At 64.8% G+C, this 17815-nt stretch carries 11 protein-coding genes and 1 tRNA gene; 8 read left to right on the top strand and 4 right to left on the bottom strand.

The window, feature by feature from the left end:
* Positions 1-96: 96 nt before the first annotated feature.
* The 5 genes from J2X54_RS04285 to J2X54_RS04265 all read left to right on the top strand — a co-directional run bounded on the left by J2X54_RS04285 (position 97) and on the right by J2X54_RS04265 (position 4457).
* Positions 97-172: transfer RNA gene (locus J2X54_RS04285), tRNA-Phe, on the top strand.
* Between the two features lie 153 nt (positions 173-325).
* Positions 326-1207, top strand: a complete 882-nt coding sequence (locus tag J2X54_RS04280) for a LemA family protein (RefSeq protein WP_310178234.1) — start codon at positions 326-328, stop codon at positions 1205-1207.
* Between the two features lie 104 nt (positions 1208-1311).
* A complete protein-coding gene (locus tag J2X54_RS04275) occupies positions 1312-1515 on the top strand; it encodes a hypothetical protein (RefSeq protein ID WP_310178231.1) in 204 nt (67 codons plus the stop codon).
* A gap of 393 nt (positions 1516-1908) precedes the next feature.
* The gene (locus J2X54_RS04270) at positions 1909-3165 is read left to right on the top strand and encodes a cupin domain-containing protein (RefSeq protein WP_310178228.1); all 1257 of its coding nucleotides are present in this window, start codon (positions 1909-1911) and stop codon (positions 3163-3165) included.
* 23 nt (positions 3166-3188) lie between these two features.
* Positions 3189-4457, top strand: coding sequence for an Nramp family divalent metal transporter (locus tag J2X54_RS04265; RefSeq protein WP_310178223.1), 1269 nt, complete (start codon positions 3189-3191; stop codon positions 4455-4457).
* Here the strand turns inward: J2X54_RS04265 and J2X54_RS04260 are convergent.
* The gene (locus tag J2X54_RS04260; protein WP_310178220.1) at positions 4420-5391 is read right to left on the bottom strand and encodes a LysR family transcriptional regulator; all 972 of its coding nucleotides are present in this window, start codon (positions 5389-5391) and stop codon (positions 4420-4422) included. The two genes, J2X54_RS04265 and J2X54_RS04260, sit on opposite strands and share 38 nt — an antisense overlap.
* A 67-nt stretch (positions 5392-5458) precedes the next feature.
* Positions 5459-7099, bottom strand: a complete 1641-nt coding sequence (locus J2X54_RS04255; RefSeq protein WP_310178218.1) for a methyl-accepting chemotaxis protein — start codon at positions 7097-7099, stop codon at positions 5459-5461.
* A 333-nt stretch (positions 7100-7432) separates the two neighbouring features.
* Here J2X54_RS04255 and J2X54_RS04250 point away from each other — a divergent pair, with 333 nt between their 5' ends.
* Positions 7433-9484, top strand: coding sequence for a S9 family peptidase (locus J2X54_RS04250; protein ID WP_310178215.1), 2052 nt, complete (start codon positions 7433-7435; stop codon positions 9482-9484).
* 9 nt (positions 9485-9493) lie between these two features.
* On the opposite strand, the gene J2X54_RS04245 is transcribed toward J2X54_RS04250, so the two are convergent.
* Both J2X54_RS04245 and J2X54_RS04240 read right to left on the bottom strand, forming a co-directional pair.
* Positions 9494-11389: a glycoside hydrolase family 2 TIM barrel-domain containing protein gene (locus J2X54_RS04245; protein ID WP_310178214.1), complete on the bottom strand. Its 1896-nt coding sequence runs from the start codon at positions 11387-11389 to the stop codon at positions 9494-9496.
* A gap of 25 nt (positions 11390-11414) precedes the next feature.
* Positions 11415-14189 (bottom strand): Tat pathway signal sequence domain protein, encoded by a 2775-nt coding sequence (locus J2X54_RS04240; RefSeq protein WP_310178211.1) that lies wholly within the window; start codon positions 14187-14189, stop codon positions 11415-11417.
* A gap of 281 nt (positions 14190-14470) precedes the next feature.
* Between J2X54_RS04240 and J2X54_RS04235 the strand changes: the two genes are divergently transcribed.
* Positions 14471-16999, top strand: a complete 2529-nt coding sequence (locus J2X54_RS04235) for a prolyl oligopeptidase family serine peptidase (RefSeq protein WP_310178209.1) — start codon at positions 14471-14473, stop codon at positions 16997-16999.
* Between the two features lie 339 nt (positions 17000-17338).
* Positions 17339-17746 carry a nucleoside diphosphate kinase regulator gene (gene rnk / locus J2X54_RS04230; RefSeq protein ID WP_310178206.1) on the top strand — a complete coding sequence of 136 codons (408 nt, stop codon included), beginning with the start codon at positions 17339-17341 and terminating at the stop codon, positions 17744-17746.
* Positions 17747-17815: the final 69 nt, after the last annotated feature.

Raw genomic sequence — 17815 nt, 5'->3', positions numbered from 1 at the left:
GCATAGCAAAGTTCGGACAGCGGGCCGACATGAAATCTGGCAGCGGCCAGCAAACATTTGGCAATTTCAAACCGGGCTGCTATAATTGCGCGCCTTGGCCTGGTAGCTCAGTTGGTAGAGCAGAGGATTGAAAATCCTTGTGTCGGTGGTTCGATTCCGCCCCGGGCCACCAAGAACAGTATCAAACAAAACGCCAACCTCTGCAGGTTGGCGTTTTTGTTTCCACAACGAAAAATTCTTGCTCCTTTGCCTCAGTGCATACCCATTTGCAGAGCAGGCAATGTTATGATTACTTACATTTTCATTAAGAGCAAAGGGCACTCTCATGTCGGGCATATTCGATTTCATCGGATCCATCATCAAGATTGCGATCTATGCGGCCATCATGCTCGCAGTGATGGCGCTATTCGGATACAACCAGCTGCGCGCGTTGTCGGAAGCCGTCAAGGCAGCCTTTTCGAATATTGGCGTGACCGCCCGCAAACAGGTCAGCCTGACGAACCAGTTGATCGAAGCCGTCAAGGGTTACGCCGACACCGAAAAATTCGTTCACCTGAAGATATCGGATGACATTTCGGCGGCCAATATTGCCCAGATCCAGCAGCAGTCGCACTCGATGGTGTCGGCGATTAACGGCCTGGCGCAGCGCTATCCGGATTTGAAATCAAGCCAGCAGTACAATACCCTGATGGAAGCAATCTATAACGTCGAAAACGACCTGGAGCGTCAACGCGAGCGCTTCAACGAAGCAGCGCGCGCGTACAACACCAAGCGCACATCGATTCCGCACGTGTTCTATGCCGCTGCGCTGGGATTCCGTAACGCCCCCTACCTGGAACTGCATAACGACGAGCCCCAGGACATGGGGATGCTCAACACCATGAATAACGACGACGGCGAACGGGTGAAACAGATGCTCGGCGCGGTAGGATCGCAAACCGCGACGGTCCTGCGCACCGTCAGCAACAAAGCCGTCGAGCACGGAAAAGTTGCGATGACCGCAGCGCAGACCAGGATGAAGCAGCAACAGGTCATGGAGTACTCGTATCTCGACCAGGACCGCAACCCGCAAGGCCCGGTATCGCTGGACGCGCTGCTGCAACTACAGGCAGAAGGCAAGGTCACGACAGAAACACCGGTGATGCCGCTCGGCGGCAGGGTTTGGGCGCCGCTGGGCACGGTCATCAACCCAGGCCCAGCTTCCTGAATTCTTGACATCAGTTCGCTAAGAGCAGTCCGATAACAGCCGCTCAGCGCTGTATCGACGCCGATGCCCACTCTTGCAGTGGGCATTTTTTTTGCTTTCTCCACGTGGTCGTCACCAGCAAGGATGAAACGGGCCAACTGATGCAGGCGCTTGGCGACATGAATGCGTCGCTGTACAACATTGTGCAGGAAGTGCGCAACGGTACCGTCGCCACGGCCTCGGCCCAAATTTCCGCCTGCAATATGGACCTGTCCTCGCGCACCCGCGCTGGTGGAAGAAGCGGCGGCAGCATCGAATGCGCCGCATGAACAGGCCGCCTCGCAGGCGCAAGCGGTGAGCGTGTTCCAGCTCGGAGCTGTCATCGCTGCGCCGGCGGTTCGTCACGACAGCTGTCCGGCACGCGTGCAACACGACCGCCCGGCGCGGCCGGCGGGCGGCATGGCGCTGCTCAGCGCTTTGGCGCAGTCATTTCAATCAGACCAGCGTGCAGCGCCAGCTGCAGATAGTTTGCACTGCCGCATCATGCCCATGCATCAGCCCCGCTTATGCATCACCCAAAGAAATCCTGAATATCCTTCCCCTCCGCCCTGTCCTACTATTTCTCCATCGGAGTGCCTGCCGAAATTGACAAGCCGTGCAGGCCGCTCCAGCGTTACCCGTTGCCCAACCGGACCAGCGGAAACTCTTCAAGGAGAAATAGCATGACCGACCTTCATCGTCGCGGGATCCTGGCCGGTGCGGCCGCTGGTGCGGTGGCGCTGGGCGCGGCCGCCGCTGCCAAGGCTGCCGAGTTCGGCAATCCCAATCGGCCGCTGCAAGGCGCCATCAATTCGTCAGCGCTGGCCAATGCCGATCCCGGTCCGCAAAATCCGGCGCTGCGCGATGTGCTGCCGTCGTTCGCCAACCCGCCCGCCACCGACGTGGGCGGCATGCAGATTCCGTGGAACTCGTTCAACATGGCGCACAAGCGCATCCAGGATGGCGGCTGGGCGCGCGAGGTGACCACCAAGGCGTTTCCGATCTCGAAGGACATCGCCGGCGTCAACATGCGCCTGGGGCCTGGCGGCGTGCGTGAGCTGCACTGGCACCAGCAGGCCGAATGGGCCATCGTCACCGTGGGTGGCATCCGTATCACCACCATCGACAGCCAGGGCCGATCCGAAGTGGCCGATGTCGAGATGGGCGACATCTGGTACTTCCCGCCCGGCCTGCCGCACTCGCTGCAGGGCATCGGCGCCAACGGCGGCGAGTTCGTGATCGCTTTCGATGACGGCGCCTCCGGCGAATTCAATACGCTCATGCTCAGCGACTGGCTGGCCCACACGCCGCCCGACATCCTGGCGCAGAACTTCGGCGTGCCTGCCGATAAATTCGAGAACATCCCGCTCGAGCAGCTGTGGATTTACCAGGGCGCGCAAGCCGGTCAGCTCAAGGCCGACCAGCTGTACGCGGCCTCCAGCCTCGGCCGCCCCGACCATCCGTTCATCTTCCGCATGGGTTCCATGAAACCGACGCTCACCCAACCGGGCGGCGAAGTGCGCATCGTCGACAGCAGCAACTTCCCGGTCTCGAAAACGGTGGCGGCGGCACTAGTGACCTTGCGCCCCGGCGGCCTGCGCGAAATGCACTGGCATCCGGACGCCGACGAATGGCAGTACTTCATCAAGGGTTCCGGCCGCATGACGGTGTTCAACACCGGGCCGGTGGCGCAGACTGTTGACTTCAATCCCGGCGACGTGGGCTATGTGCAGAAAAGCCTGGGCCACTACATCAAGAACACCGGCACGTCGGACCTGATTTTCCTCGAGCTGTTCAAGTCCGACCACTTCTCGGAAATCTCGCTGTCGCAGTGGCTGGCCAACACGCCGCGCCAGCTGGTCAAGGAGCACCTGCGGGTGGACGACGCCACGCTCGACGTCATCCACAAACTGAAAAATCGCCGTGACGTGATCGCGTGATGTAACGCCAGGAGACCGCCGCCATGAACACCGCAGCCACTGTCAACACCGTCGCCACCATGCGCGACGCCCTCGACCACCAGCGGCGCGGCCTGCGCTCGGTGCTGGCGTTTGCCGGACCGGCGGTGGTGGCGTCGGTGGCGTACATGGATCCCGGCAATTTCGCCACCAATCTGCAGGCCGGCTCCACCTACGGCTACCAGCTGCTGTGGGTGGTGCTCCTGGCCAGCCTGGTGGCGATGCTGTTCCAGGCCATGTCGGCCAAGCTGGGTATCGTCACCGGCCGCAGCCTGGCCGAGGTGTGCCGCGACGAGTTTTCGCGGCCGCTGGTGATGGCGATGTGGCTCGCCGCCGAAATCGGCGCGATTGCCACCGACCTGGCCGAGTTCATGGGCGGCGCCATCGGCATCTCGCTGCTGTTCAATGTGCCGCTGGTCTGGGGGCTGGTGATTACCGGCGTGGTGACGTTCGCCATCCTGTCGCTCGACGCGCAGGGCTTCCGGCCGCTGGAAATCGTCATTGCCGCCTTGGTGGCCGTGATCGGCCTCAGTTACCTGGCCGAGCTGGTGATCGTGCCGCCCGACTGGCACGCGGCGCTGTTCCATACCTTCGTGCCGCAACTGCACGGCAAGGATGCGCTGATGCTGGCCGTCGGCATCGTCGGCGCGACCATCATGCCGCATTCGATCTACCTGCATTCGGGACTGACGCAAAATCGCGCGCCAACCCGCAACGATGCCCAGCGCCGCAAGCTCGTATCGTTCTCCAACCGCGAAGTGGCGATCGCGCTTGGCGCCGCCGCGCTGGTCAACATGGCGATGGTGGCGATGGCCGCTGCCGCCTTCAGCGAGACAGTGCCTGGCCTGGCCGATATCGCGACGGCCTATCACACGCTGGTGCCGGCGCTGGGCGCAGGTGCCGGGGTGCTGTTCCTGGTGTCGCTGCTGGCCTCGGGCATTTCGAGTTCGGTGGTGGGCACCATGGCCGGCCAGAACATCATGCAGGGTTTTGTCGGTTTCAACATTCCGCTGCTGGCGCGGCGCCTGGTCACGATGGTGCCGGCGTTTATCGTGTGCGCCACCATGAATCCGATGACGGCCATGATCGACAGCCAGATCGTTCTGAGCCTGGTGCTGCCGGTGCCGCTGATCGCGCTGGTGGTACTGTCGTCGCGGCGCTCGGTGATGCAGGGCTTTACGGCGGGCCGTAAGCTGACCGTGCTGGCGGCGCTCGCCACTGCGGCCATCGTCCTGCTCAATGTGACGCTGCTGTGGCAGGCTTTGGCTGGGTGAGTGATAAACGATCGAGCTGCGCCGCACCCTCGTCGAGCAGGAAACGGTGGAAGTCGCGCGCCGCGTGTGGCAGCGCATGCTCGCCACGGTGCACGGCGTGCCACTGCTGCATCACCGGAAAGCCCTGCACATCGAGCACGCACAGCAGGCCGCTGGCGACGTCTGCCTGCACCTCGCGCGCCGACAGCAGGCCGACGCCCATGCCGGCGATGACCGACTGGCGGACCGCTTCGCTGCAGCCGAGTTCCATGAAGCGGGGCGCAGACTCGCGACCAACGGCGGCCAGACCGAGCAAGGTATCGTCGGCCACCTGCCGGGTATCGGTGCCGTGCTCGCGGACGATCAGGCATTCTTGCGCCAGGCAGGCGACCGGTACGGATGCCTGGCCGGCCAGCGGGTGACCGGTTGGCGCCACCAGCACGAACGGGTTGTCGGCAAACGGCGTGGCATCCACGCCGCGCAGCTCTGGCGGATGCAGCATCACCGCCAGGTCGAGCGCGTCGCAGCGCAGCATGGCCACCAGCTGGTCGCGGCTGCGTACGGTCATGTCGAGGTCTATCTGAGGGTGGTCCTGCAAAAACACGCGGATCAGGTGCGGGAAGCAGCAGCTGCCCGACGTGATCAGACCCACGCGCAGGCGCTGGCGCGGTTGTTCGGCGGCGCCGGTTAGCAGACTGGCCAGCGACTGCTCGGCGGCATGCAAATCAGCCAGGATCACCTGACAGTGGCGCAGCACCACGCGCCCGCCGTCGGTCAGCGCAATGCGCTTGCCGGTGTGGCGAAACAGCAGCAGGCCGGCCAGGCCTTCCATCTGCTTGATCTGCATGGAGACGGCGGGCTGGGTCAGGTGCAGATCTTCGGCCGCGCGCGAAAAGCTCAGGTTGCGCGCCACGCTCTCGAAAATGCGGAACTGGCGCAGGGTGATATTTTTCATCGGGTGGATTCTCCGTCACGTTGAACACGTTCCACCCCAGTCTAGCCCATGTGCTTACCAGGCAAGCTTACCGATTGGCAGGGAAAGTCCCACTGCGCAAGGTCAGGCCGGCAGCGCGAACCGCGACGATGCGGCCAGGCGGGTGGCTGGCCGGCCGGCCGTCATCATCGAGCTGGAACTGGCTGACAATCTGCGCCAGTGTGCGCGCCTGATCCTGCATCGATTCGGCAGCCGCTGCCGCTTCCTCGACCAGCGCGGCGTTTTGCTGGGTCACGGTGTCCATCTCGGTGACAGCCTGGTTGATCTGCTCGATGCCCTGGCCCTGCTCGGCGCTGGCAGCGGCGATGTCTGCCATGATGACGGTCACGTCGCGGATGCTGTCCACCACTTCGGTCATGGTCTGGCCGGCCTTTTCCACCAGCGCGCTACCCTCCCCCACCTGCTGCACCGAGGCGTTGATCAGCGTGGTGATTTCCTTGGCGGCGGCGGCCGAGCGGTGCGCCAGGTTGCGCACCTCGGTGGCCACCACGGCAAAGCCGCGTCCCTGCTCGCCGGCGCGCGCCGCTTCCACCGCCGCGTTCAGCGCCAGGATATTGGTCTGGAAGGCGATGCTGTCGATCACGCTGATGATGTCGGCCACCTTGCCCGACGAGACGCGGATCGATTGCATGGTATCGACCACGCTGGCGACCACGGCGCCGCCCTTCACGGCCACGTCGGACGCGGTCTGCGCCTTGCGGCGCGCCTCCTGGGCATTGTCGGCGTTGTGGCGCACGGTGGAGGTGAGTTCCTCCATCGACGACGCGGTTTCCTCCAGTACGCTGGCCTGCTGCTCGGTGCGGGCCGACAAATCCTGGTTGCCGCTGGCGATCTGGGAAGAGGCCGAGGCGATGGTCTCGGTGCCGCCGCGCACGCGGCTGACGATTTGCTGCAGGCTGCCGCTCATGGTGTGCAAAGCATGCAGCAGTTGGCCAGTCTCGTCGCGCGTGGGCTGGTACTGGCGGGTGCGCAGGTCGCCGGCGGCCACAGCCTCGGCCAGCGTTACTGCTGCACCGATGGGGCGGGTGACCGACCGCGTGATCAGCCAGGCGCCGGCGCTGCCGCACAGCAGGGCCAGCACGCACAGGATGATGGTGGTCAGGCGGGTGGACGCGATGCGCGCGGCGATATCGTCCATGGCGCTGGCGGCAAGTGCCTTTTGCAGCTTGGACAAGCCGCCGATGGTGGCCTGCAGGGCGTCGAGCGCCGGCAAGGTGGTGGCCATCAGCACCTCAGTCGCTTCGTCGCGCTTGCCCTCGGTCAGCAAGGCGCTTACCCTGGAAAACGCCTTCACGTAGGCGGCGCGGTCGATCTTGAACTGGGCCAGCAAGGCCTTGCCTTCCGGGCGCGTGATCATGGCGTCGAGCACGGCCACGGCAGCGGTGATGGTCTTCTTGTTGCTGTCGATACGCGCGCGTACGCGGTCGGCGTAGGCCTGGTCCGGCGCCATGAACAGTTCCATCGTGTAGCGCGCGTTGGCGCGGGTGGTGGCGTCGATCAGGGCAACTGCGTCGGCCTTGGCCATGTCCTCGTGAACGATCTGTTCGCTGCGCGTGCCGATGCCGTTGATCTGCGCGATCGAGATGAACGACTGCACCGCCATCATCAACAGCACGGCCGCGAAGCACAAACCCAGCCGGGTGCCAATTTTAAGATCCTGAATGCTCATGCCTGCTCCCTGCGCGTGATTGCTGGACGATCTGGTTTATGGTGAATCTCCGGCGGGGCTGGGGACAGGGACTTAGCTGACGTGGCACGACAACGACTGGTGTCGCGCAAAGATGTTATACATTTAATTTACGCAGCGCAATGAATGCAGTGACACTCCGACGGACTGTTTTGCACCGCAACAACAAATTCGCAGTACTGTATTTTCGCCGTTCATGCCGCGCCAGCGACCGTCCATCGCAAGAATTCCCCGCGGCGGGCAATTACCGCTACCATCGGCTCACACATGCAAACCTGGCATGTTTGACCATCCCGCCACTTCGACGAGGTATCCATGAACCGTATTGCCCTGAACGCCCTGCCTTCCCTGCTGCCGGTTTTGCTGCTGGCCGGCGCCCTGCCCGTCCACGCCCAGAATGTCGCCGCCTCGGCGACCGCTGCCAGCGAGGTGCCGCTGATCGAGCGCGCCAAGATCTTCGGCAATGCCAGCAAGTCGGGCGCCAACATCAGCCCGGACGGCAAGTGGCTGTCGTGGATTGCGCCGCGCGACGGCGTGCTCAATGTGTGGGTGGCGCCGAGCTCCGATCTGGCCAGGGCCAAGCCGCTCACCGAGGAGAAATCGCGGCCGATCCGCAGCAGCTTCTGGGCGCCCGATTCGAACACGGTGCTGTTCATCCAGGACAAGGGGGGCGATGAAAACTTCCTGCTCTACGGCGTTGACGTCGTCTCCGGCAAGCAGACCAATTACACGCCGTTTGAAAAGACCCGGGTACAGATCGTCAACATCAGCAGCAAGGTCAAGGACCGCATCCTCATCGGCGTCAACAACCGCGATCCGAAGTGGCACGACGTCCACAGCCTCGACCTCAAGACCGGCAAACTGACCCTGGTGCAGCAGAACGACGGCTACGCCGGCTTCCTGGCCGACGAGCAGCTCAAGCTGCGCCTGACGATCAAGGCGCGCGCCGATGGCGGCGCCACCTACTACCGCATCGTCGATGGCAAGATCGAGACCACGCCGGTGACCGAGGTGGGGCTTGACGATTCGCAGACCACGGCGCCGCTGGGATTCACCACCGACGGCAAGACCCTGTACTGGACCGACTCGCGCAACCGCAACACGTCGGCGCTGCTGGCCCAGGATGTCGCCAGCGGCAAAACCACGGTGGTGGCCGAAGACCCGCGCGCCGACATCTCCAACGCCTTGCAGGACAAACGCACCGGCCGCGTGCTGGCCTATGGCGTCGATTACCTGAAGCAGGAGTACGTACCGCTCACCGAGGAACTGAAAGCCGACCTGGCCTACCTGAAGAAAAACATCAAGGGCCAGTTCTTCCTCAGCTCGCGCAACGAGGCCGACGACAAATGGCTGATCACGGTCGATCCGGTCACCGCGCCCTCGTCCACCTGGCTGTACGACCGCAAAGCCAAGAAACTGAGCCAGTTGTACGTCAGCCGGCCCGAGCTCGAAGGTGCGCCGCTCGCCGCCATGCATCCGCAAGAAATCAAGTCGCGCGACGGCTTGACGCTGGTGTCGTACCTGACCCTGCCCAAGTCGGTCGATGCGGCCGGCACCGGCAAGGCCGCCAAACCCGTGCCGCTGGTGCTGATGGTGCACGGCGGCCCGTGGGCGCGCGACCGCTACGGCTACAACAGCTACCACCAGTGGCTGGCCAACCGCGGCTACGCGGTGCTGTCGGTGAACTATCGCGGCTCGACCGGCTTCGGCAAGAACTTCATTTCGGCAGCCGACCTGCAGTGGGGCCGCAAGATGCACGACGACCTGCTCGACGCGGTGGACTGGGCGGTCAAGAACGGCATCACCACCAGCGACAAGGTGGCCATCATGGGCGGCTCGTACGGCGGCTACGCCACCCTGGCAGGCCTGGCGTTTACACCCACCACCTTTGCCTGCGGCGTCGATATCGTGGGCCCGTCCAACCTGTTTACGCTGCTGCAAACCATCCCGCCGTACTGGGAAGCGGGCAAGCAGCAGTTCTACAAGCGCATGGGCGACCCCACCACCGAGGAAGGCAAGGCCCTGCTCAAGGAACGCTCGCCGCTCAACTTTGCTGCCGACATCCAGCGTCCGCTCCTGATCGGCCAGGGCGCCAAGGACCCGCGCGTGAACGTGCGCGAGTCGGTGCAGATCGTCGACGCGATGAAAGCGAAAAATATACCGGTGACGTACGTGGAGTTCCCGGACGAGGGCCACGGCTTTGCGCGCCCGGTCAACAACATCGCCTTTAACGCGGTGACCGAGAACTTCCTCGGCAAGTGCCTCGGTGGCCGCGCCGAGCCGATCGGCGGCACCATCAAGGCGTCCACCGCGCAGGTCAAGTACGGCGCCGAATTTGCGCCGGGGCTGGTGGAGGCGTTGAAGTAACGCCCAGGGCTACCTGGCCGCCTTGCTGCGATAGTAATCGGCCAGCACGCCAAACGCCTGCTTGCGCACGCCGGTCTCCGACATCAGTCCCTTGCGGTTCCAGCCGTTCTGGAACACCGGGTGTTCGCGCCGGGGCGACTGGAAGTCTTTCAGGATCCACGGCGACAGCCCGCGCAGGGTCGGCAGCTGTTCGGCCATGGCCAGGGTCTGGCGGTAGTACTCGGCCTGGTATTCCTCGGTGAATTTCTTCATGCTGTCGTTGCGGTAGCCGGCCAGCGCGTCGGCGCCGAATTCGGACAGGATCAGCGGCCGGTCGGTCGGCAGCTTCCATTTCAGGTTCGGTAGAGCGGCGAGCGTGTCGGCGCCGTACCAGCCGGCGTAGGTGTTGACGGCCAGCACGTCGAGCTTGTCCGCCAGCGGGTCCTGGATTTCGGTCACGTCTTCACCATTCACTTTATGGCGCTCCACCAGCAGCGCCGCGCTCACCAGCCGGGTAGGATCGAGCGCGCGCACGTTATCGGCCATGGCGCCGTGGAAGGCGGTGCGCGCCGGCGACACTGGCGTCTCGTTCCCCACGCTCCACATCACCACCGAGGCGCGGTTGCGGTCGCGGTAAACGGTCTCGGCCTGCATGACCAGGGCCTTGTGCAGCACGGCTGGATTTTCCCAGTCCACGGTCCAGTACACGGGGATTTCGCTCCACACCAAGAGGCCCATTTCGTCGGCCAGGCGCAGCGTGGTTTCCGAGTGCGGGTAGTGCGACAGGCGCACGTAGTTGCCATTCAAGCCGTGCTTGATTTCACCGAGCAGCGCGCGCGCGGCCTGTTCGGTCATATTGCGCGCCGGGTTAGATCCGAATTCTTCTTCGTGCAGCGAGATCCCGCGCAGGAAGATCGGTTTGCCGTTGAGCAGAATCTCGTTGCCCCTGACGGCGATGGTGCGGAAACCGATGCGGTCGCGCACAGCGTCGCCGCTGGTGGTAAAGCGCACGTCGTACAGCGTGGGGCTGTCGGGCGACCAGCGTTGCAGCTTGCCTGGCGCGGCCAGCGCGAACACGGCGCGGCCGTTGGCATCGGTGGTGGCGCTGGCCGTGGCCAGGTCGCCAATCGCCACTTTGACGACCTGGCCGGCCGCCTGCGCGCCCTGCAATTGCACGGCGCCGGTGATGCGGCCATCTTGGCCCAGGCTCAGGGTGGCGTCGTCGATGAAGGTGGCGGGCGTGGTGATCAGGCGCACCGGCCGCGTGATGCCGCCGTACAGGTCCCAGTCGGTGATCGGGGTAGGAATGGTCTGGGCGTCGTGGGTGGAATCGACACCGACAGTCAGGCGGTTGTCGCCGGCGCGCAGGGCGTCGGTCACTTCCAGCACGAACGGCGTGAAGCCGCCCTCGTGGCGGCCGATTTCCTTGCCGTTCAGGTACACGTAAGCGCGGTAATTGACCGCCTCGAAGCGCAGGAAGGCGCGCTTGCCAGGCTCCTTGCGCGCGTTGAATTCGCGCTGGAACCAGACCAGGCCATCGTAGTAGCGCAAGGTAGGCGTGGCCGCGTTCCAGGCGCCGGGAATGTTCATCTGCGCGCTGCGATCGAGGTCGAACTCGAAGAACTCGACGCCGCCCTTCGCTTCCGCAGCGGCGATGTCGATGTCGCGGTAGCGCTGCATGCGCGACTTGGCTACCCAGCCATTGATGTCGTTCAGGCCGGTGCGGTACAGGTCTTTCGAATAGGTCCACTGGCCCGACAAGTCCTGGCTGTCGCGCGACTGCGAAGCGGTCAGCAGCAGGGCCGGACGCAGCTCGGCATGGGCGGCGGTGTCGGCAGCGGCGGCGGTGGCAGCGGTGGCAGCGGTGGCAGCGGTGGCAGCGCCGAAGTACAGCACCAGGCACAAGGCGATCAGTAGTTTTTTCATGGGTGTTTCCGTGGTCAGGTAGTGGTTAGCGCAACAGGCCGGCGGCCCGCGCCGCTTCGTCGAGGCTGTCCCCGACCAGCGCCATGTTCTGGATCGCTGCCAGGCCCCATTGCGCCGAGCCGTTGGTGCTGATGTTGGGCTGTTCGTCAAGCGGGCGCAGGGTGGCGGTGCCGTCGATATGACGCGGCGCGTCGCGGGCGGCGTTTTTGGCGAAGTCGTCGCCGAAGAATTCGCGCCAGGTGCGCAGCGCCAGCGCACGGTCGCGTTCGTGGTAGGCAGCGTAAGCGGTCATGCGCGAGTTGGTATTGGTCATGCCGCGCCCGCCGGGATCGCGCCCCAGCAGCGCCACCAGGTCTTCCTTCGGCGCGTTGTAGGCGCGGCAGTAAGCGAGCCAGGTCTTGCGGTAGGCCGGCACGTCCACCAGCGCCAGCAGTTCGGAATTCATTTCCACCACGCCGAACACGCCGTTCAGGTTCGAGAACTGGAAGTAGTCGCCAGCGCCGCCGAATTTGCCGGTCTTCGGATCGTACGGCGCGGCCGAGGCGAACCAGCCACGCTTGAGACCACCGATGGTCTGCATGCCGTTGACGATCTTGTCGCGCCAACGGGTATTGCCGGTGCGCTCCCACTCGGCCAGCCAGGCCGCGATCAGCGAACCCCACACGGTGCCGAACGATGCGTTGATCATGCCATCCGGCGCCGCGCGTGCGGCATTGGGCGCGAGCTTGCGCGAGATATCGACCTTGTGCAAATCTGCGTCCGAGTCGAGCAGTTCGCGCATCAGGTCGCCGGCGCGTTCGTCGGCGGTCAGGAAATAATAGATGCGGCGGTAGGCGGCGTTCGACACCCTGGGCTGCTTCGACGAATCGGACCAGTGCTGCACGCCGTGGCGCGTTCCGAACCCCTTGAATGGCCCCAGGTGGTACACGTCCACCTCCCCGGTATGGCGCGTCATGGCCTCGGCCATGCGGAACAGGTCGGCGCGGCCGGTGCGCAGATAGCTGTACCACAGCCACAGGTCGGTGGACAGTTCCGAGTTGTCCCAGGCGTAGCCGCCGATATCGTAGCGCCACATGTGGCGGTCGTTGTCGTAGGCATGCATCACGTCGCCGTAGTTCCAGAAGCCGTACCAGCGGTGCTGCTTCACTTCGCGCAGGTACTGGTCCAGTTGGGCCGACAGCTTTTCTTCGAGCAGGCGCCGGCCCGGGGTACCGGTATCGACCACGTCCCAGTCGCCGAATACCGCGCACTGGTGGATGCGCTCGGGCGCCAGCACCAGGCGCGCCGGATTGGCCACCTGCTCGGCCATGTGCGAGAACACATCGTGTGACGGCGTGGCGCTCAAGGCCCACAGTTGCAGCTCGCTGGTGCGGGCCACGCCGGTGGCCGAGTCCCACCCTTCTTCGTAATCCTCGTAGATGATGTTCAGGCCAGCGATCTGCTGCTCGTGCGTAACCATGCCGTTGGCGGCGCGGTACGGCCGCATGTCCAGCGCCGGCGCCGACGGCGAGTACAGCCAGGCGGTGATGTCGGCTACCTCACCGGCGGCGTTGCGCACGTCGAGCCGCGTGGTGGCGCGCTGCCAGAAGTCGCGCAGACCCAGCGCCACGCCGCCTGCGGCGCCGCCCACGTAGGCCAGGCCCTTGCTGGCCGTGCCGCCGTTGACGTCGATCCAGGCCTGGCCGGCAGCGGTGCGCTTGCGCAGGGTAAAACCGTCGGCGCTGAGCTGGGTCAGCGAAAAATCGTTCCACTGCGGGATCCACTGCAGGCCGTCCTGCACCGTTTTAGCCATGCCGGCCAACGGCGGCAGTGCCTGGCCGGCCACTTGCGCGGCGCGGTAGGCGTCACCGGGGTCGCGGCGCAGGCCGGTGACCGGGCGCACCGCCTCGCCCCATACGCCTACGCCCTCACCGGCATAGCGGATGTGGCGGTCGTGGGCGGGGTCCGTCATCGGCACTTTGGCGGTGACGGCCAGGCCGGCGATGAAGTCCTGTTTGGCGTCGCCATCGAAAATGAAGGTATGGACCATGCGCACGCTCTCGGCGCCGGCATAGAAGTAAAGGCGTACCGAGAACGGCAACCAGTTGCGCCCCTGGCCCTGGTGCATGCCGTCGAGCTTGAGCGTGGCGCGCACCGGGCCGGTCTGCTCGACCGTCACCTGGTCCACCCGGCTGGTATAGCGCTGGCGTGTCACTGTTCCGGTTTCGTCGGGTTGCGGTCCGTCCTGGCGCAGCGCCAGCAGCTTGACGTCCTGCACGATGGCGCGCCCGCTGCGGGTGGCGGAGGCGATCAGGTGTTCGCCGCTGGTGGGAATGCGCCATACCGTGGGGCCGACCGTGACGGTAATCAGGGCGGAGGTCTGTTTGACGGCGACGCCGCCGACGGCCGGCGCTGCGGACGCGCCAAGCTCCAGTCGCCACGCCTCTGCGGAACTGCCGACCGCCGAGGCGCCGGCCGCCACCGCGTGCGCGGTCCATTTCAATGACCCATCGGGCCAGTACGCCAGCGGCCACGATTGCACGGCCCGGGCACCGTTACCGGCGCCAGTCAGTCGCATTTGCAGCGGCCCCTTGGTCGGTGGGCGCAGCGTACCGCGTGGCCAGGGCACGCCCAAGGTCGCGCCTTCGAACCGCGCCGGTACGGCGCCGTCCAGCCAGCGCAAATCGGTGCCGGCGACCGGCCGTGGCTCGCTGCCATCATTGGCGGTGATCCCCAGCGCCAGCGATGGCAGCGTGGACATCACGGCGGCGCTGGCTGCCGATTGCATGAACTGGCGGCGCGACGTCATGAAGGTGGTCATGGAACGTGTCTCACTGAAATATTGGTATTGACGCGAGTATAGGATGGCTGTCATGGCGCCGATTACGACGCCCAAAAATAATCATCGGCTTGCACACTATTGGTCACCGCCCGGGGAGAGATTTGTAGCAAAAGTTTTCTCACAGAGATTTGATATTGCTGATGCAATATTTTCGTGGCCTAATGCTCTGCTGCACAGGCGCGGGCGGCGATCCTGCCGGCGCAGTGATGTAGATAAATAATTTCGATAAAAAATGGAGAAACACCATGCAGGGTAGATACTTGTTACGCAGTCTCGTGAGCGCCACGCTCGCCGTCGGCATGACCTCGGGCGCGCTGGCCGTGCCCACCACCGCCACCCCGGCCGCTTCGGCCGCTTCGGCATACAACCAGCCGCCGAAGGAAATCCTCGACGTCATGCGCGCGCCGCCACCGCCGTCGCCATCGCTGAGCCCGACGCATGACAAGCTAATGCTCGTCACCATGCAGGACTTCCCGTCGATCGCCAAGGTGGCCACGCCGTTCCTGCGCCTGGCCGGCGTACGAATCGAACCGGGCAACCATAGCCAGCACGACACCCCGGGCGGCTACGGCATTCCACCGTGCGTGAGCGCGATCGACCTGGTGCAGGTGGCCAACGGCAAGCAAACCGCCGTCAAGCTGCCGGCCGACGCCTGCCCGCGCCGCCCCGTGTGGAGCGCCGACGGCCAGCGCTTCGCGTTCGAGAACATCACCGCTGCAGCCGTCGAGCTGTGGGTGGGCGATGCCAAAACCGGCGCCGTGCGCCGCCTGCCCGGCGTGCGCCTGAACCAGATGTTCGGCGACCAGGTGCAATGGATGCCCGACCAGAAAACCCTGCTGGTCAAGCTGGTTACCGGTGACAAGGCGCCGCCGGTGGAAGCCCCCGGCTCGGCCGGTCCCGGCATCCAGGAGTCGCTCGGCGGCACCGGCCAGAGTAGCACCTACGAAAACCGCGACACCCTGCGCAACCGCTACGACGAATCGCTGTTCAACTACTACGGCACCTCGCAACTGGCGCTGGTCGATGCCGCCACCGGCAAGATCACCACGGTGGGCAAACCGGGCCTGTACGAGGAACTGAGTGTGGCGCCCGACAGCCGCCATGTGGTGGTCACTGAAATCCGTCCGCCGTACTCGTACGTGACCACGTTCGACCGCTTCCCCAAGCAGATCGACCTGTGGGACCTGAACCAGCGCGGCGTGAAAAAAGGCGCCAATCCGGTCGTGCGTGAGATCGCCGCGCTGCCGCTGGCCGACCGCGTGCCCAATCGCGGCGTGCCGACCGGCCCGCGCAACTTCACCTGGCGTCCGACCGAGGCGGCTACGCTGGTATGGGCCGAAGCGCTCGACGGCGGCGATCCGAAAGTGAAAGCGGCCGAGCGCGACAAGCTGGTCATGCTCAAGGCGCCGTTTACCGGCGCCCCGGTGGAAATCACCCGCACCGAACAACGCTACGCCGGCCTGGCGTGGAGCGAGAACGCCGGCGTGGCGCTGCTGACCGACTACGACGTCAACCGCAAATGGCGCCGCACCTGGCAGCTCAATGTCGACGATGCAAAAAATTCGCGCCGCCTGGTGTGGGACATGTCGACCGATGAAAAATACGCCAACCCGGGCAACCCGGTGCGACGCCAGCTGGCCAACGGTTCGTGGGTGATGCGCCAGGACGGCGACACCATCTACCTGTCGGGCATGGGTTCGTCGCCCGATGGCGACCGGCCGTTCCTCGACAAGTTCAGCCTGGGCACGCAGCAGTCGGAGCGCCTGTTCCGCAGCAGTAAAACCTCGTATGAACAGTTCATCGGCTTCGCCGGCAACGACAGCGGGCGCCTGCTGACCTGGTACCAGTCCACCACCGACACCCCGAACGCGCTGCTGCGCACCGTGGGCGCGCCGGCGGCAGGCGCGGTCAAGGGCGAGGCGGCATTCGATTCATCGAGCACGGCGCTCACGCACCTGAAGGACACCGCGCCGCAGGTGCGCGAGATCCAGAAGCGCCTGGTCAAATACAAGCGCGCCGACGGCGTGGACCTGTCGTTCACGCTGTACACGCCACCGGGCTACAAGGAAGGCACGCGTCTGCCGACCATCCTCAACGCCTACCCGCTCGATTACGCCGACGCCTCGCAGGCCGGCCAGACCACCGGCTCGCAAGCGACGTTCACCCGCCTGCGCCAGTACCGCCTGCTGCTGCTGGCGGGCTACGCCATCATCGACAGCGCCGCCTTCCCGATCGTGGGCGACCCGCGCAAGGCGTACGACACGTACACCGAGCAGCTGGTGGCCAACGCCAAGGCGGCGGTGGACGAAGCGGTGCGCCTGGGCGTGACCGATCCGGCCCGCGTAGGTGTGACCGGCCATAGCCATGGCGCGCTGATGACCGCCAACCTGCTGGCGCACTCGGACCTGTTCCGCGCCGGCGCGGCCACCAGCGGCTCGTACAACAAGTCGCTCACGCCGTTCGGTTTCCAGAACGAGCGCCGCTCGGTGTGGGAAGCGCCTGACGTGTACACCAAGGTCTCGACCTTCTTCTACGCCGACAAGCTCAAGACGCCACTGCTGATCGTGCACGGTGGAGACGACGCCAATCCGGGCACCACGCCGCTGCAATCGACCAAGCTGTACGAAGCGATCCGCGGCAACGGCGGCGTCACGCGCCTGGTGATGCTGCCGCACGAGCCGCACTGGTACGCGGCGCGCGAGTCGAACGAACAGCTGGTGTATGAAATGCTGCGCTGGTTCGACAAGTACGTCAAAAACGCGCCAGCCACTGCTACCGCCAGCAACTAGGCAGGCGCTGTAACATCACGCCACCGGGGGCCAATTCTCCGGTGGCGCGGGCGACGCGCTGGCCGTTGCCGCAAAAGGGGTTATACTTGGTACCGATGAACACCTTACGCCTCCTCGCGCAAAGTCAACGTTCTTCCCTGAACGAGGGCGCATCGCCTGTGGCCGGACGCTACTGCCCGTCCACCAAGGATCTCGCCAGCCTCTCGCTCGCTCGGTAAGCCAGAACTCCCACGGTTCCGCGCCTGCCGAGCCGACCACCTGAATCCCTGAACGCCTGTTTCACCGCTGCCGGATCACCGGCATCCCCACGCACATCTTTACCACTGAACTGGAGCCATCATGCATCCTCAGATTACCGTCTCGTCGCTCGACATCGAACGCCTGGAAGCGTTGTTCGACGCCCTGCCCACCGCCACCGCCAATGCCAACGCCCGCCTGCTGGCCGAACTGGGCCGCGCCAAGGTCGTGGAACCGGAACAAATGCCACCGAACGTGGTCACCATGCGCTCGCGCGTAAGCTTCGAGATCGAACAACCGCCACAGCAACTGTGCCTGACCCTGGCATACCCGAAAGACATGGCCGAACTCGACGACGGCATCTCGATCCTGACCCCGATCGGCACCGCCCTGCTGGGCCTGTCCGTGGGCGACCGCATCAACTGGCCCCTGGCCGACGGCCAGATGAGCACCCTGCGCATCCTGGACCTGCCCTACCAGCCCGAGCGCGCTGGCGAGATCTTCCGCTAAACTTCGGGGGTCAGTGCCGACTTTCGGACATTTTTGAACTTAATTGCGCAGTCTTGGTCATCATAGAGA

The sequence above is a fragment of the Duganella sp. 3397 genome (assembly GCF_031456625.1).
In the GTDB taxonomy this organism is placed as follows: domain Bacteria; phylum Pseudomonadota; class Gammaproteobacteria; order Burkholderiales; family Burkholderiaceae_D; genus Rugamonas; species Rugamonas phyllosphaerae.
The sequence above is the reverse complement of the archived record's forward strand: the minus strand, read 5'-3'. Positions and strand labels throughout refer to the sequence as shown.

Excerpts from the sequence above, each read along its gene's own strand:
- J2X54_RS04280 (WP_310178234.1), top strand. The coding sequence starts at position 326 with ATGTCGGGCATATTCGATTTCATCGGATCCATCATCAAGATTGCGATC.
- J2X54_RS04270 (WP_310178228.1), top strand. The coding sequence starts at position 1,909 with ATGACCGACCTTCATCGTCGCGGGATCCTGGCCGGTGCGGCCGCTGGT.
- J2X54_RS04265 (WP_310178223.1), top strand. The coding sequence starts at position 3,189 with ATGAACACCGCAGCCACTGTCAACACCGTCGCCACCATGCGCGACGCC.
- J2X54_RS04260 (WP_310178220.1), bottom strand. The coding sequence starts at position 5,391 with ATGAAAAATATCACCCTGCGCCAGTTCCGCATTTTCGAGAGCGTGGCG.
- J2X54_RS04255 (WP_310178218.1), bottom strand. The coding sequence starts at position 7,099 with ATGAGCATTCAGGATCTTAAAATTGGCACCCGGCTGGGTTTGTGCTTC.
- J2X54_RS04250 (WP_310178215.1), top strand. The coding sequence starts at position 7,433 with ATGAACCGTATTGCCCTGAACGCCCTGCCTTCCCTGCTGCCGGTTTTG.
- J2X54_RS04245 (WP_310178214.1), bottom strand. The coding sequence starts at position 11,389 with ATGAAAAAACTACTGATCGCCTTGTGCCTGGTGCTGTACTTCGGCGCT.
- J2X54_RS04240 (WP_310178211.1), bottom strand. The coding sequence starts at position 14,189 with ATGACCACCTTCATGACGTCGCGCCGCCAGTTCATGCAATCGGCAGCC.
- rnk (WP_310178206.1), top strand. The coding sequence starts at position 17,339 with ATGCATCCTCAGATTACCGTCTCGTCGCTCGACATCGAACGCCTGGAA.